12 protein-coding genes are annotated in these 16,781 nt (G+C 49.2%); 8 read left to right on the forward strand and 4 right to left on the reverse strand.

The genetic code is table 11. The features are described 5' to 3' along the window. Window positions 1-284 precede the first annotated feature (284 nt). Window positions 285-1,286 (forward strand): Kelch repeat-containing protein, encoded by a 1,002-nt coding sequence (locus tag JKP77_RS07355; protein ID WP_218310527.1) that lies wholly within the window; start codon window positions 285-287, stop codon window positions 1,284-1,286. A 135-nt stretch (window positions 1,287-1,421) separates the two neighbouring features. Here JKP77_RS07355 and ilvA read toward each other — a convergent pair whose 3' ends face one another. Genes ilvA through JKP77_RS07370 form a run of 3 tightly spaced genes read right to left on the reverse strand, consistent with a single transcriptional unit; the run spans window position 1,422 to window position 5,758 of the window. Further along, on the reverse strand, window positions 1,422-2,957 hold the full coding sequence (ilvA, locus tag JKP77_RS07360; RefSeq protein ID WP_218310528.1) for a threonine ammonia-lyase, biosynthetic: 1,536 nt from the start codon (window positions 2,955-2,957) through the stop codon (window positions 1,422-1,424). Beyond that, window positions 2,954-4,804, reverse strand: coding sequence for a dihydroxy-acid dehydratase (ilvD, locus tag JKP77_RS07365; protein ID WP_218310529.1), 1,851 nt, complete (start codon window positions 4,802-4,804; stop codon window positions 2,954-2,956). Before ilvD ends, ilvA begins: the two co-directional genes overlap by 4 nt. Before the next feature lie 21 nt (window positions 4,805-4,825). Beyond that, window positions 4,826-5,758: a branched-chain amino acid transaminase gene (locus JKP77_RS07370; protein WP_218310530.1), complete on the reverse strand. Its 933-nt coding sequence runs from the start codon at window positions 5,756-5,758 to the stop codon at window positions 4,826-4,828. 443 nt (window positions 5,759-6,201) lie between these two features. Between JKP77_RS07370 and JKP77_RS07375 the strand changes: the two genes are divergently transcribed. From JKP77_RS07375 to JKP77_RS07385, 3 genes are all read left to right on the forward strand, one after another. Then, window positions 6,202-6,819, forward strand: coding sequence for a trimeric intracellular cation channel family protein (locus tag JKP77_RS07375; RefSeq protein ID WP_218310531.1), 618 nt, complete (start codon window positions 6,202-6,204; stop codon window positions 6,817-6,819). 431 nt (window positions 6,820-7,250) lie between these two features. Then, entirely contained in the window at window positions 7,251-7,487 is a 237-nt protein-coding gene (locus JKP77_RS07380; RefSeq protein ID WP_218310532.1) for a hypothetical protein, read from the forward strand. A gap of 251 nt (window positions 7,488-7,738) precedes the next feature. Continuing rightward, complete coding sequence (locus JKP77_RS07385) at window positions 7,739-9,259, forward strand: YifB family Mg chelatase-like AAA ATPase (RefSeq protein WP_218310533.1); 1,521 nt, start codon at window positions 7,739-7,741, stop codon at window positions 9,257-9,259. Here JKP77_RS07385 and ilvY read toward each other — a convergent pair. Then, a complete protein-coding gene (gene ilvY / locus JKP77_RS07390) occupies window positions 9,241-10,104 on the reverse strand; it encodes an HTH-type transcriptional activator IlvY (protein WP_218310534.1) in 864 nt (287 codons plus the stop codon). The two genes, JKP77_RS07385 and ilvY, sit on opposite strands and share 19 nt — an antisense overlap. Window positions 10,105-10,258: 154 nt before the next feature. Here ilvY and ilvC point away from each other — a divergent pair, with 154 nt between their 5' ends. The 4 genes from ilvC (at window position 10,259) to JKP77_RS07410 (ending at window position 16,707) form a co-directional block, all read left to right on the forward strand. Further along, window positions 10,259-11,737 (forward strand): ketol-acid reductoisomerase, encoded by a 1,479-nt coding sequence (gene ilvC, locus JKP77_RS07395; RefSeq protein ID WP_218310535.1) that lies wholly within the window; start codon window positions 10,259-10,261, stop codon window positions 11,735-11,737. 177 nt (window positions 11,738-11,914) lie between these two features. Continuing rightward, window positions 11,915-13,126: a site-specific integrase gene (locus JKP77_RS07400; protein ID WP_218310536.1), complete on the forward strand. Its 1,212-nt coding sequence runs from the start codon at window positions 11,915-11,917 to the stop codon at window positions 13,124-13,126. Then, entirely contained in the window at window positions 13,123-14,859 is a 1,737-nt protein-coding gene (locus tag JKP77_RS07405) for a hypothetical protein (protein WP_218310537.1), read from the forward strand. Before JKP77_RS07400 ends, JKP77_RS07405 begins: the two co-directional genes overlap by 4 nt. Before the next feature lie 3 nt (window positions 14,860-14,862). After that, window positions 14,863-16,707 (forward strand): site-specific integrase, encoded by a 1,845-nt coding sequence (locus tag JKP77_RS07410; RefSeq protein WP_246601118.1) that lies wholly within the window; start codon window positions 14,863-14,865, stop codon window positions 16,705-16,707. The last annotated feature ends 74 nt before the right edge of the window (window positions 16,708-16,781 follow it).

The raw sequence follows: 16,781 nt of genomic DNA on the forward strand, positions 1-16,781 counted from the left end.
AATGCAAAATTGGTTGATGTCGGCGTAGCGGGACCTGACATCAGCCAACATCGGTAAGCCTTCCCATGCTGACAGCGATTTTTACGTAGTTGCCTGCAGAGAACTCAGGACCCTGACAACCTCAGAGCGGGTAAACATCATTACGCTGTGAGCCTTGGCTGCGCATATTCAGTACAACAGGAGTAGCCCGTTCGTAAAGGCACGTTTCATGCACCACGGGTAATGGTACCGGGAAGTCAGGCCTTTTCGTAACTTTCGGTACACCATAAGGAGAAAGGATACCCATGCAGTTACATCGAACCTTACCATCTCGTCTTATTGCAGTAGCGTTTACACTTACCGCGATCATCATCAGCGGGTGTACTTCTAAACCGGCACCACCGCGCACCTACACCGCCAACACCTTTTCACTGGAAATTCCACGCGCGGGGCATGGGTTTGTCGCAGATGACCGTCAGCTGTATGTGTTTGGCGGCGCGGTCAAAAATGGCACCAGTGGCAGTATTGAGATTATTGACCCGAAAACCCGCTCAGTGCAGGTGCTGCGCAATCATGTGATCCCCAGAGCGCATCTCTCAGCCGTCTGGGATGGCAAACACGCAATTTACCTTATTGGCGGACTGAGCGAACGTGACGGCAATGTGCGCTGGGAAAGCGATGTGGAAGTATTTAACACCCAAACCCGCGAAGTCACCACCGTCGCTCCGCTGCCATTTCCCACCCGCAGCAATACGGCAGTGCACATCGATGGCAAAATCTATGTGTTCGGTGGCAACTATAAAGACTGGGAAACCAACCGCATGAAGCGCAGCGATATTGTCGCCATCTACGATATCGCCGATGATGCTTGGTCTCTTGGCCCGCCCATGCCTGCAGGTAAAGAGACCGAAGCTGTGGTGTACGAACAGGCGATTTACACGGTAGGCGGTTACGATGGCCGTAACGGGCTGTCTTCTATGGACAAGTATCTTCCGGGCGAAGAGACCTGGTCTTCGCTTTCGCCGATGCCTGAACAGGTTAGCGCCCATTCCGCGGTGGTGATGGAGAATAAGGTAATTACCTTCGGGGATTACGAGAACCAAAATAAAACGCTGGTGTATGACTTTACAACAGATAAGTGGAAAGAAATTGAGCTGGGATTCACCGCTGCGCGTCACAGCGCCGCTACGCGACTCGGTGACACCATCTACGTCACCGGTGGCACCCCTGCACCGGCCGAGTATCTGGACAACATTCAGATTTTCACCCGCAAGGACGTTTTTCAGGCGATAAAAAAAGCGCGGTAACTGCTTCCTGCACGGGAATCACGAAACCCCGCACGCTTGATATCGGCTAAACGTCAGTGAAACGGACTACCGTTTCACTGTCCTGTCGCACCACCGTAGCACAAAAACGGGCGGAGCCGGCTGCAGCATCTGGCCCTACTGGTGCGATAAAAAGAACCGGTAGGCCGGATTATCCGATACATCCTGATACTGGTAACCCAGTTCGGCTACATGCTGATTAAAGTCTTCACGGCTTTCTGGAGGGATATCGAAGCCGGCCAGCACTAACCCTTCTGCAGCACCGTGATTGCGATAGTGGAACAAGGTAATATTCCAGCGCTCCCCTAACGTATTCAAGAAATTCAGCAGTGCGCCGGGATGTTCCGGGAATTCGAATGAAAACACTTCTTCGTTGAGGATCGTCGGCGGACGGCCGCCTACCATGTGTCTGACATGAAGCTTTGCCAGCTCGTTGTCTGACAGGTTAAAGCAGTCGTACCCTTCACCTTTGAGTTGTTCGCTTAACGCCGCAAACTCCTGCTGACCACCTTTGAGCTTAATGCCAACAAAGATATGCGCCTCACTTTCGTTGGCAAACCGGTAGTTAAATTCCGTGATGGCTTTGCCGCCAATAGTTTCGCAGAAGCGTTTAAACGCGCCCTGACGCTCCGGGATCTTAACCGCAAACACCGCTTCTTTCTGCTCGCCAAGCTCACAGCGCTCTGACACATACCGTAAGGTGTGAAAATTGATGTTTGCACCACACAGTATGCCACCTAATTTCTTACCTTTAACCTCATTGTCCTTCACATACTTGCGAATGCCTGCAACAGAAAGGGCACCAGCAGGCTCAGCAATCACGCGGGTGTCATCGAAGATATCTTTAATTGCCCCGCATATTTCGTCGTTGGAAACAGTGATGATCTCATCCACCAGCTTATTGCACAGCCGGAACGTTTCACTGCCCATGACTTTGACGGCGACACCATCGGCAAATATTCCCACACTGGAGAGTGGCACAGGTTCGCCGGCGGCTTTGGCTGCAGCGAAACATGCTGATTCTTCCGACTCCACGGCAACAATCCGGATGGAAGGTTTAAGCTGCTTTAAATAAACCGCGATACCGGCAGCCAGTCCACCACCACCTACGGCAACAAACAGAATGTCCAGATTGGGATTCTGCTCCAGTAGCTCACGCGCCACCGTGCCCTGACCGGCAATCACGTCCGGATCGTCAAAGGGCGGAACAAACGTGTAGCCGTGTTCCTCACACAGCGCCTTTGCATGGCCGCTGGCCTGATCAAAGCTGGTGCCATGCAATACCACATTCACATGCTTACCGCCAAAGCGACGCACTGCGTCGATTTTGATATCCGGCGTGGTTTCGGGCATCACTATCGTAGCCTGAATGCCTTTCATGTGTGCACCGTAGGCGAGCCCCTGTGCATGGTTCCCGGCTGAGGCGGCAATCACTCCGGCTTGTTGCTGCGCGTCGGTAAGCGAAGACAACCGGTTATATGCGCCGCGCAATTTAAACGATTTGACTGGCTGCTGGTCTTCACGTTTAAGAAATATCTCGTTTCCCAGCTCGCCGGATAAGCGCGACATCAGCGACAACTCGCTGTTTACTGCCACATCGTAAACCGGCGCCAGTAAAATCTTTTTTAAATACTCGTGGTCGCTGACCGTCATATGTCCTCCAGCTTGGAGGCATCTCTCACCGCGCCTTTGTCCGCACTGGTTGCCAGCATTGCAAAGGTTTTTAACGACAATGACACTTCACGCTGACGATCTTTCGGACGCCACGGGCGTTCGCTGCGCTCCATGGCTTCACGGCGAGCAGCCAGCTCGGCATCGCTGATGGCAATGTTGATAGCGCGATTAGGAATATCAATTTCAATAGGATCGCCATCTTCCACCAGACCGATACCGCCCCCACTGGCAGCCTCTGGTGAACAGTGACCAATCGACAGTCCGCTGGTACCGCCGGAAAAGCGTCCGTCGGTGATAAGCGCACAGGCTTTGCCTAAGCCTTTTGATTTCAGGTAGGAGGTCGGATACAGCATTTCCTGCATACCCGGCCCGCCGCGCGGCCCTTCATAGCGGATGATGACGGCATCGCCTTCTTTCACTTCATCACCCAGGATGCCCGCCACCGCGTCATCCTGACTTTCATAAATACGCGCCTTGCCGGTAAATTTTAAAATCGACTCATCGACACCCGCCGTTTTGACAATACAGCCATCCACCGCGAGGTTACCGTATAGCACCGCCAATCCGCCTTCCTGGCTAAACGCGTGCTCGATGCTTCGGATGCAGCCATTTTGACGGTCCGTATCGGAATCAGGCCAGCGACAATCCTGGCTGAATGCCTGGGTAGTACGAATACCTGCCGGGCCAGCACGATAAAACGTGTCCGCAGTCTCATTGCCTGGCTTGGTGATGTCCCACTGACTGATCACCTCACCAATGGTGCCGTTTAATACATGAGGAACGTCATCGTGTAACAGCCCGGCTTTGTTTAATTCATTCAAAATACCCATCACACCGCCAGCACGATGCACGTCTTCCATATGGTACTGTGGTGTTGCCGGTGCAACTTTACACAAGTGGGGCACCTTGCGGGATAAACGGTCAATATCGGCCATTGAGAAGGGCACTTCGCCCTCCATCGCCGCAGCCAGTAAGTGAAGTATGGTGTTAGTCGAGCCGCCCATCGCAATGTCCAGGCTCATGGCGTTCTCAAACGCTTTAAAGTTGGCAATATTACGCGGCAGCGCAGAGGCATCATCATCGCCGTACCAACGTTTACACAGCTCCACCACTAACTTGCCGGCCTGTTTAAACAGGCCTTCCCGATCGGCGTGGGTAGCCAGCATCGAACCATTACCCGGTAACGACAGGCCAAGCGCCTCGGTCAGGCAGTTCATCGAGTTGGCCGTGAACATGCCGGAACAGGAACCGCAGGTGGGGCATGCGGAACGTTCAATTTCATTAGAGTCGTCGTCACTGACCTTGTCATCCGCCGCCGCGACCATGGCGTCTACCAGGTCCAGCTTGATAAGTTTGTCAGAGAGTTTGGTTTTTCCTGCCTCCATCGGCCCACCGGACACAAACACCACCGGAATGTTCAGGCGCATCGCGGCCATCAGCATTCCCGGCGTGATCTTGTCGCAGTTGGAAATACACACCAATGCATCGGCGCAGTGTGCATTGGCCATATACTCGACAGAGTCAGCGATAATTTCACGGGACGGCAGGCTGTACAGCATGCCGCTGTGGCCCATCGCAATACCATCGTCCACGGCGATGGTATTAAATTCTTTGGCCACGCCGCCCGCGTCTTCAATACTGCGGGCGACCAGCTGTCCCATGTCTTTTAAGTGCACATGCCCGGGCACGAACTGCGTAAAAGAGTTAGCAACAGCAATAATCGGTTTGCCGAAATCGTTGTCCTTCATGCCGGTAGCGCGCCATAGGGCACGGGCACCCGCCATATTTCTCCCTTGCGTAGTGGTTGCAGATCGTAACTTGGGCATAATTGCTCCTGATGTTTTAAATTACTTGTAAACCGGGGTTAACCAGTTCCATTTATCTTCGGTTTTGCCGTTGAACAGGCCGAAGAACATATCCTGAACCTGCTCGGTGATTGGACCGCGGCCACCGTTACCCACCGCAATGCCATCCACACTGCGCACCGGCGTCACTTCTGCGGCAGTACCACACATGAAAATTTCATCTGCCAGATACATGGCTTCACGAGGAATATTTTCTTCGCGGATTTCATAGCCCATGTCTTTTAACAGTGTGATACAGGTATCACGGGTAATGCCTGGCAGAATCGCCGCCGTTTTCGGGGTAGTGCTGACAACACCGTTGCGGATAACAAAGATATTTTCACCCGCCCCTTCACTGATGTAACCATTGCGGTCCAGCGCGATCCCTTCGCCATAACCATGACGACGGGCTTCCATAGAAATAAGCTGTGAAGACAGGTAGTTACCACCGGCTTTTGCGCCGGTTGGCATGGTGTTAGCGGCAAGTCGGTTCCACGACGAAATACCGGCGTCCACGCCGTTCTTAATCGCCTCTTCGCCCAAATACGCGCCCCACTCGAATGCGGCAATAGTCACTTCGGTTTCCGTGCCAAACGGTACCTGCAGACCCATACCGATATCACCATAATAGGCGATAGGGCGGATATACGCTGACTTCAGGTTGTTCTTACGAATGATGTCCAGCGTTGCCTCGTTGATTTGATCCAGCGTGTACGGGATGGTCATACGATAGATTTTTGCTGAGTCAAACAGACGACGATTGTGCTCTTGCAGACGAAATACGCAGGTGCCTTTATCTGGTGTGTTGTACGCGCGCACCCCTTCGAATACGGAAGAGCCGTAGTGGATAGCGTGGGTCATCACGTGCACTGTAGCGTCTTTCCACGGAATGATTTCACCGTTAAACCAGATAAATTCAGCAGGTTGCTTAGCCATGTTTTAATCCTTCTTATTGCGGGCCATAACCCTTGTGACGCGCGAGATGCACGACAAATAAATACCAAGACAAATGTCTGAGACGAATAATACATGACCGGACAGCAGCGCCCAACTAGCGGTGCGGCGTATCTGGCAAATGGACAGTTATATGTACACTTTTGCTATCGATCAGATGAAAAAGGCACACAAACGCTCGTCTTCTCGTCGGCACGACAGAAGAGGGCAGCAACGGCTGCTGCAATGACGGGCCGCGAAGGCCTGAGAAAGAATGTAGTTCGGAGAGGGCTTTCCCTTTGGGTAACCCCGCCCGGTAACTGGCTGGCTGACCGATTACCGAGTATTTGCGCAAAGAAATAGCATGAAACTCCTTCCGGAATCAAGTAATTTGCAGATAAGAAGGCCGCTTTGTGCTTTCCTCATCATCACGCGAAGGAGTAACTATGATTGATTGGTTTCATTGGCTGAACCTGGCAGGCGTTGCGGTCTGCGCGATTTCAGGAACACTAATGGCCTATCAGAAACGCATGGATGGCTTTGGTGTGATTGTGCTGGCCAGCGTCACAGCCATTGGTGGCGGTACATTGCGCGATGTTATGCTCGACTTACCGGTATTCTGGGTTGCCGACACCGACTACCTTTACACCACCATGATTGCTGCGTTTATCCCGGTGATCTGGCTTCGCATCAGCCCGCGCTTCCCATTTCACTACCTGCTCATTGCTGATGCCTTTGGCTTAGCATTATTTAATGTTGTTGGTATTGAAAAAACCCTGGCTAACGATGGCGGCATGGCGGTAGCCATTGCGATGGGCACCATTACCGGTGTATTTGGTGGCTTATTGCGGGATGTGATTTGCCGCGAGGTACCGCTGGTATTAAACGGTGAGCTCTACGCCATGACCTGCATTGTCGGCGGCTTCGTGTATGCCGTGTGTCATTACTTTGGCCTGGCGACTCAGTGGTGCGGCATCATTTCCCTTAGCGTTACGGTGCTGATGCGTCTGGGCGCCATGCGCTGGCACTGGCAATTGCCGGTATTTCGAAGTGAGACGACGTAATACCAATCCGCATAGGAGTTTGCCCACTCAGCAAGACTGTCAGGCTTTCTGGCTAGGCTTGGTTGCGCAGGTTTGGTGGTTCCAAATCAAGCAAGCATAACAACGCCCGAAAGTCTGACAGCTCGCCCTTAGGGAGTTGCCCTAAGGGAGTGGCCAGAACGACTTACATCTGTGTTGCGTCCTCTGGACATAGAATGACTATGCCTCAGAGAACGCGTCGTGATCTAAGTCGTTTTTCGACTAGCCCTCAGGGAGCACTCTGAGAGGGTAAACTCCTATGCGGATTGGTATAAATTCGACTTCAGTTCCGATAGTGATTATGCTGATACCCGGAGCTTGTTTATCAACTCCAGTGGCTATGGGTATGCAGCGCAACAACGCTGCATCAATAATCAGCTTCTGGCCAGCGCAAAGACAACGCAGGGAGCCTAATGGAACAGACTATCAACATCCGGGATGCCTACCCTTTCATTCTCGCGCATTATGCTTTTTTTCTGTGGGCGGCACTTTACCTCGCCGAGCGCCTGCAACAGCCTAAACTCAGAGCTTTATTAATTACTACATTCTGGCAGTTGTTTTTCTTTCCGTTTGTGTGGGTATATGTTGCCAGAAAGGCTTTTGCGTACTTTTGCCCTGTGAGCACACTGAAAGCTCGACTTCATCACTAAATCCTGTGCGGATACGTCTGTTGTGATTCAGCAAGCCCGGTAGTCCGCCGCAGTAAGGCTGGTTTCGCACCTTCTCCCGGCACCGTAGCGCGTCTTTTTGTAGTCAGGGGCAACGCCCTAATCCTAACCAGTTCCCTGTCCGGGAAGCTCGCTCGCGGTGAATTGCCAGCATCATCGCATTCTGTGCTTGTGGACAGTATTCAGTCGCTATGAGACCGAACTACACTCTGATTTTTGTCAGGAAGACAGGTATGAGTGTAGCGTCAGTTATCACGTTTGCCGGACAGGGTATGTCTGCGCCACAGATAACGGTTGAAATCCATCTTGCTAACGGGTTGCCCGCATTTCAATTAGTCGGCATGGCTGAAACCAGTGTCAAAGAAGCCCGTGAACGAGTCCGGTCTGCTCTGATAAACAGCGGCTTTGAATTTCCGGCTAAACGCATCACGGTAAACCTTGCTCCGGCTGAAATCCCCAAAGCTGGAGGCCGCTATGACCTGCCCATTGCCATTGGCGTATTAGTCGCTTGCGGCGTGCTACCGCCAACGAGCCTGTCTCGCTTTGCGTTTGTTGGTGAGCTGGGCCTGAACGGTGAGCTCAAACCGGTTAAGGGCATTATTCCGGTATTACTGGCGTGCGACGAGAATCAAAATGAGGTTATTTTGCCCGCTGCAAACGATGCAGAAGCCCAGCTGGTAGAGGGAGTACGACGCTTTCCGGCAACCACGCTGCTGGATGTATTTCACCATCTTACTGGGGATGTTCCGCTGGCAACCGGACAGATTTGGCGCAGTAGGGCTGGTGCAGACGCCACCCTGTTGCAGTGGGACGATATTGTAGGTCAGGAACAGGCGAAGCGCGCATTGATGGTTGCAGCAGCTGGCGGTCATAATCTTCTTATGCTTGGCCCCCCTGGCACCGGCAAGAGCTTGCTTGCCAGCCGCCTGCTGGGGTTACTGCCACCACTGGATCAGGACGAAGCGATGGCCGTGGCGGCAATCCGGTCTGTGAAAGGTGAACCGGTAGTCCAGCAAGGGTTTTATCAACGCCCCTTTCGCAGCCCACACCATACGGCATCGACAGCAGCCCTGATTGGCGGAGGCACACAGCCTACACCTGGCGAGGTCTCATTAGCGCATTGCGGCGTACTGTTTCTTGACGAGCTTCCGGAGTTTGGCAGACGTACACTGGACGTATTGCGTGAGCCATTAGAAACCGGTGATGTGCATATCTCACGCGCCAGTGCGCAGGTTTGTTTTCCCGCACGCTTTCAGTTACTGGCAGCCATGAACCCAAGCCCCACCGGCGATACCGATGACAACCGATGTACACCGCAACAACAACTTCGCTACCTTAACCGCCTGTCCGGGCCTTTACTTGACCGTATTGATATTCAGATTGAAGTGCCCAGACTGAAATCGTTTGTATTAAACAGCCCGAAACCCGACGCCCGGCAAGACTCGCAAATTGCAGCCCGTGAGGCGGTATGGCAGGCCAGAGCAAAACAACAGGAAAGACAGGGTAAAACCAATGCCGCGCTTGGCAGCGGCGAGCTGGCAGAGCACTGCAAACTCTCCGCCAGTGATCTGAGTTTTGTGCAACACGCGGCAGAATCACTGAAACTGTCGATGCGTACGTTTCACCGCACACTGAAAGTCGCCCGGACGCTGGCAGATTTGGATAACGATGACGCGGTAACCCGTGCCCACCTTGCTGAGGCGCTGGGTTACCGGGCGCTGGATACGTTAATTAATCAGTTAAGCGGAGTATGAAGAAACGCACTGATCAACGGCTCTTGCTGGCGCGACTGTAAACAGCACAAGCCCAGTTCGTAAGGCTCGATATCATCCACCTGAATTTGGGTCACGCTACTGACCAGCGTGGAGTGATCCAGTACCACTTTAGGCACAAAGCCCACACCACACTCCAGCGCCACCATACTCACAATAGCTTCATTTCCCCCGACAGAGGCATATACATTCGGACGAATGCCGTGCTCAGCAAACCAGTGATAGGCAATACGACGCGTGGGGCCATGCTCGGGCATCACCACCTGATGCTTTCTCCAGTCCAGCTGACTGAGCTGAGTCAGTCGCCACTCTTTGGGCGCAATCAATACCAGCGGTACGGCATCTAGCGGTGCAAAATGTAAGTCAGTAGCAAAGTCGGGAGTGTGAATAGCGATGGAAAGATCGCACTCCTGTTGCCTTACCTCATCAATGGCCAGTGCCGGATCGCCGGTGACCAGCCGAATGTCCACGCCGGGATAACGCTGTCGAAACTCCCGAAGAATGCGCGGCAGATGGCTCTGGCTTGCGGTCACCGAGCAAAACAGACTGATTTCGCCCTGCAATATGTCACTGTCTTCCTGCAGATCCGCTTTTAATTGTTGCCAGTCGGTCAGCGCCTGCGCACTAAAACCAAGTAGCTTGTGTCCGCTGTGAGTGAGTGCAACCTTGCGGTTATCCCGCTTGAACAGGACACAACCCAGTTCGTCTTCCAGCCGCTGAATAACGCGGCTCAGCGTAGAAGGCGAGACATACATTGCCTTCGCGGTATCACCAAAATGCAGACTGGTGGCCAGATGCGTAAACAACTGCAGGCTTCGAAAATCCATTACGTTTCACTTTTTGCAACATTATCTTGCAAATATATCATTTTTCAAAACAAAAGAAATCAACTAGTCTTCACAACAAGTCGTCATAGACGAGGTCATTCACCGCCATTGGGGCAGTGGATAATGACGAAAAGAATGTTGTTCGGAAATATTTATGGCTAATTATTTCAATACCCTTTCATTACGCCAGCAGTTGGATCAGCTGGGCCGCTGCCGGTTTATGGCACGCGATGAATTTACTGATGGATGTCAGTATCTGAAAGGCAAAAAAATTGTCATCGTAGGATGCGGCGCGCAGGGTCTGAATCAGGGCCTGAACATGCGTGACTCTGGGTTGAACGTAGCGTATGCGTTACGTCAGGCCGCTATCGATGAAAAGCGCGATTCGTTTAAACGTGCTTCAGAAAACGGGTTTACAGTAGGTACATATCAGGAGTTAATCCCTGACGCCGACCTGGTTTATAACCTGACACCAGATAAACAACACGCCAGCGTGGTTGAAGCGGTAATGCCGCTGATGAAACAAGGCGCAACACTGGGCTATTCCCACGGTTTCAATATTGTGGAAGAAGGGCAGCAAATTCGCAGTGATATTACTGTGGTGATGTGTGCACCGAAGTGTCCGGGTACGGAAGTGCGTGAAGAATACAAACGTGGTTTTGGCGTTCCGACACTGATTGCCGTTCACCCGGAAAACGATCCGGAAGGCAAAGGCTGGGATATCGCCAAAGCACTGGCCAGCGCAACCGGTGGTGACAGAGCAGGTGTACTTGCATCGTCATTTGTTGCCGAGGTGAAGTCGGACTTGATGGGCGAGCAAACCATTTTATGTGGAATGCAACAAGCTGCCGCGATCCTGGCTTACGAGAAAATGGTCGATGATGGCATTGATGCGGGCTACGCTGCCGCACTTATCCAATATGGATTAGAGACCATCACCGAAGCGCTGAAAATTGGTGGTGTGGCGAACATGATGGATCGCTTATCCAACCCGGCCAAGCTAAAAGCGTATGAGCTTTCTAAAGAGCTGGAATCACTGTTACGCCCTCTGTTTGAAAAACACCAGGACGATATCATCAGCGGCGAATTCTCGCGCACTATGATGGAAGACTGGGCAAACGGTGACGCTAACTTGCTGAAATGGCGTGAAGAGACCGGCGAAAGCGGTTTTGAAAACGCACCGCAGTATGACGGTGAAATCAGCGAGCAGGAATTTTTCGACAACGGTATTTTACTCGTTGCCATGATTAAGTGCGGTGTAGAAGTGGCGTTTGACGTCATGGTTGAAGCGGGCATTTTACCGGAGTCGGCTTATTATGAGTCGCTGCATGAAACGCCACTCATCTCAAACACTATTGCACGTAAGCGTTTATACGAAATGAACGTGGTTATCTCAGATACGGCAGAATACGGAAACTACCTGTTTGCCAATGCGGCCGTGCCGCTGCTGAGAGAAAAGTTTATGCCTGAAATCGATACCAGCGTGATAGGAAAAGGCCTGAATGTGTCTTCCAATCAGGTGGAGAACCGTCGTCTTGCCGAGGTAAACGACGAAATACGTTCTCATGGTGTAGAGATAATTGGTAAAACCCTGCGTGGCTACATGACTGACATGAAGGCCATCATTGGTTAGACAGTTTCTGTCGTTAGGTGCTTAACTAAGCCCTCTTGCCCGACCAATTTGGTCGGGCTTTTTTACATTCAACTAACACCTTCAATAGTTATAATTAGACTGACATCTAAAAAACCATATTTGACGAATTCAGATTAACATCTACATTAAAAGTTAGATTATGTAGAGTTGGCAAATATGGAACATTTCTACCACCTCATTGAAACAGAGGATACTATCGACATAGGTTCTGTTTCAATTGATGCCGAACAAGAACCAATCTCTTTCAGTGTTAATAAGCCAATGCCATTTAAAGGTGTGCTTATGCTGTTCACCAATGATGGTGAGCCAGTCTTTGAACCGAATGCATTCATAATGGACCGTCGCATTGTAGAAGACATTAAAGACATTAAGCCTACATGTTTTCACCTGTTACGTTATTACCGATTCTTGCAAGCCAACAACTTATCTTGGAATGACCAAAACGAAGAGTTAAAGCGCTACCCCATCTTTCTTTATCGAGCCTTTTTGAATAGTGAGATAGAAAATGGAAGTATAAAACGTTCTGTTGCTGTCGCAGCCTTGTCGGTAGTTAGGCGATTCTATCTTTTCTGTTATAGGCATGGTTACATATCGGACTTGCCTTTCGTTGTAACTGGCACAACAAAGTATGGTCAAGTCATTACTGATTGCTCTATCCGCAGTCAGTCAAGAGACACTAATTTACAGCCATTAAACGACCTAGACCTTAAACACGTTCGTGATAATTGGCACAGTAATGGTTTGTCGTTAGAGTTTCGCTTGATGATATCCGTAGCCCTTTGCTCCGGCCTTCGTTCTATTGAAATAACCCATTTAAAACCAAAGCATTTTGCCATTCCAAAAGGGTTTACAGGTAAAACCCTGACGGGGATTTGGATTGGGCCTGATCATGAATGCAAGACTAAGTACGACATTAACCGACAAATATCCATGCCAGTCTGGTTGATAGAAAAGATGAATGAGTACCATCTAAGCGCTCGTTATCTTAAAAGGAAGCGGTTGTACTTCATGAATACCGGAGATGTGGATGCTCCTGGATTTATCAATAAAGATGGTGACATGTTCACCACTCAGAGCATCAATACTCAGTGGGCGAAGCTGAGAGCGGCCATACAGGAAAGCAGCAATCCACATTTCAAACACAAGGAGCACGACTGTAGAGCAACGTTTGGGGCCTACAAACTCGAGTCGTTGGCAAACATTGACGGACTGACGATGATGCAAGCGCTAACCATGCTTAAGAACGAAATGGGGCACAAAGATTTAAATACAACAATGTTGTATTTAAAACACTACGAGGGCAACCCTGAAAAGAATCAAGTGCCTGAAATCACCATGAACTTGCTAGAGGATGAAGCACTATCGTGACAGACATTACTCCAGAAGACAGCAAGCAAAACGCTCGTGCTTACCGCTCAATACCCACAAATGAAATGGTTACGGATAACACACTAACCACTATAACAAAGTGGAAATATGTTTGGAATAACAGCTGTGGTGGCAATTCAACCTGTGACTTTAAACAGCTTATAACGTATGCCGCAAAAGATCATATTCGGTTACTTATTTCTAAATTTGAGCAGTCTGGGTGGCGTGAATCATCGAAGGTGGCACATTTTAAGTGCGTCCGCAAGGTTTTAAGACATGCGTTTAATGCACAAGGTGGTAAATCTAAGGTTGAATTTTCACCAGAGACTTGCACCACATACATCCATGCAACTTACCTTTCAATGGCAAGTAAGAGAGAGGGGTTATACGCCGCCCCCATTAGTCCTACAACGTTAGGTCACTTAGGTTCGAATCTTAGTTCCATCTGCAAAAAGTTTGGTTTTGGTAGTATCCCGAAGCAAGCTCGCAACCTCAAAACAAATTCAGCCGCATTGGACTCGGACAATTATACCGCTAAGCAACTACGATCGATCGCCTTTGCATTATTGACTGACAGAGAAACCTTGCTAAAGCGTTACAATGATGAATCACTGTCGGCAGCTCAAAGAAATCTCGCGTTTGATAGACTAATTAATAATGCGGTGTATTTGACCATTTACTACTTAGGGACAGGTCAAACCGAAACCCTGAGCATGTTTCTGGACGATGAGTGGGTGTGCAAAAAAACCACAGCAGGCCGACTCAGTATCGAAGGATTCAAGACCCGCGGAACTAGCGTTAATTTACGCTTATTTACACCAAGAGCGTCCTGTAAGCACTTTTTTGACTCGCACCTCAAGCTCTCAAAATCACATTCCCTATCACTGGGATTGGATATGCACTACCTGTTTAGAAAGGCAAATGGAAATGCGCCATCGGCAGCAAACCTGCAAACTTATGCTAAAGACTATTTACCGAAAAACTCTAAGCGTATTAAGGAGTTGTTGAGGGATAACCCTGATTTTAGTCTGAATACCAATCTTTTGAAGTCCTCTATAAAACAGTATGCAGAGCAAAAATTGGGGCGAGACAAAGCGGCTACGAATACTCGTAACGCTCCTGGAACATATGACAGTTCCAAGTATGGCAAAGTCTCTAAAGGTGAAGCCAGAAGTCAACTAGCGCTTGGTTTAACTGCTCTGCATCATATGGGCAATAACCCCACTGGCGGAACGATTGTCGCTGTAGCTAGAGCTAAGTTAGCAACAGGAGAAGTTATTTCTCAGGCCAGTTGGAAAGCATTAAAAGAGCATGACGCAGAGCAGGCGGTTGTTAAAAATTTAAACGGTGGGTTTTGTAAGGGTGAAGATACCCCACAGAAAAAGGAATTTCAAAAAAGCGTAGAGAAAAGCGGCGTACTTTCTGATGAAGATAAGGGTGGCTTAGGGTGCGGCTTTGTTGTGAAGTGCTTTGCTTGCACAAACTTTGGGGTAGTTGATGACCCGCATGATATTTGGCGCTTATTGAGCTTCGAGATGCGACTTAATGAAGCGATGTTGGCGCATCAGAACATTGAGCATTTCATTACCAATTTTGGTGAAGTCAAAGCAGATATAAATGCGCTCAAAGCTCGATTCAAGAAATCCCATCTAAAGGCGGCAATGAAGCTGTTAGAGCGGGAGTGTCACCCGTTATGGGATGAAAACTCAATTATGGATTTATTCAGAGGGTAAGTAATGTATAACGTCAGTCTCGATACAGATAAATTTGAACAGTACGCTCTACCTACGCCAAGCACATCAAGCAAGTTCGTCATGCCGGGTGACAATACCGTGGTGAGTATTGATAAGGACGGCAATCCCGTTTCTTATTTTAGTGAAGATATATGGGATTTCAATGCGTTTTTTAATCTCACCAGGGACAGAAAAAGCCTGTATCAGATAAATTTTACCCCCGAAAAACATCAACCTACACTGCTCATTGAATTGAAGCAGCGCATCTATTTTTTGATTTGGGGTGCAAAGGGTAATTTACTTTGTATGGAAGGCGACACCTTCCGAAAATTCAGGCAATGTCAAGTAATTGCTTGGACGGCAGGCTCTGCTTTGAGAGTATATAAAAGCACCTCTGTGGGAAGCTTTGCATTATTAAGTAATGAACTGGTATTCAATCAACTGCTTCATGAATCAAAGAATCTCAGTGAACATACAGTAAGAATGCGATTAGAATCACTGAGCGTACTTACGCAAACCAACCAACACTTCCCAAATAATAGGCGCTTTAGCCTGGGATTACCCGAAAGAAAAAGCGTCCCACAAATTGCCAAGCAGTATTCCAGCGCAGGTACAGGCCATTATCCCACCATTATTCCCGTGATTTATGAACAACTAATGGGGCGATTGGTGAAAGATATAGAAACGGCTCACCATAAGTTAAAAGACCTTAGCAATGTAAAGACTTATGCTAGAAAGCACAAAATAACAGAGCGACAAGCTATCGATGAGTTCAGGGTAATACAGGGGGGTTGTTTTATGACCTTAGCGGCCTTTACTGGAATGCGTATCAGCGAGTTAACACAAATTAATTCGTCCTCGTATAAGGAGGTTGACCTTGATGGCGTGACGTTATGTACTCTTCGCTCATGGACAAGCAAATTAGAAAAGCTGCCAAGAGAAGACACGTGGGCCTGTGCCCCTATCTGTAAACTAGCACTCGAAGTTTTAACGGCATTAAATGATGACTATCGCTCTGAAAAAGGTGATATAAAAATGACGCCACGTTTTAGCTTCTATGGTTTTGGTGGTTGGACTGATAACATTTCCAAGCAAATTGACAGTTCTGTGTTAAACACCAATAAACTTCGTCACCTCCTATATTACTACTCAAATCAGCTTGATATTAGATACCTCCCCGACCAGATGGATGATGCATACCGGCTACTTAATCCTTTCGTACCTGCCCATTACAATCCGATTGAGTTACGAGAAGATGGCTTGTTTTATTGGCGTTTCTCAACGCACTCATTAAGACGTACCTTTGCCCACTTTATGGTGGGTAATGGTTTGGTTACACTCGCTGCATTGAAGCATCAGTTTAAGCATATCAGTCTAGCCATGACTGCGATATATGCCAGTCATGCCGAGGTATTAACGTTATTGGGTATAGAGAACCCTGGCAATATAAAAAAATCCGTGGAAGACGCAGAAATGGAAAGTCATAAGGCTTATTTGCGAGACATGATTGACCACCCAGAAGAGCAATCAGGTGGGTTCATGAAGGCGTTTGAGGGTGACCCAAAAGTATTTACCGATGAACAATTTGAGCAGCTTGCCAAGGATACCCAAGGTGCAAATAAGTCAACGGGCTTTGGTCGATGCTTTGCGGGTTTTAAGTGCAGTATGAATCACTTATTTGAGCCATCAAGCTGTGTCGGGCGAGATTGTGAAAACCTCAACATTAATCAGAATGAAGCGTTACGTTGGCAGGAGAGACATAAGCGTATTGGCCATAAAATCCAGCAAATGAAAGAGATGGGATTCTATAACCAAAACACTCTAGCTCGTGAGCTGACGGACATCTGAATCGACACCAATAATCTAGACACTTCCTAGCCGTTCTTGATGTCGTTTTTCATACTCTACTGGCGAAAGTAGAT

This window comes from Alteromonas antoniana (assembly GCF_019249295.1).
GTDB lineage: Bacteria > Pseudomonadota > Gammaproteobacteria > Enterobacterales > Alteromonadaceae > Alteromonas > Alteromonas antoniana.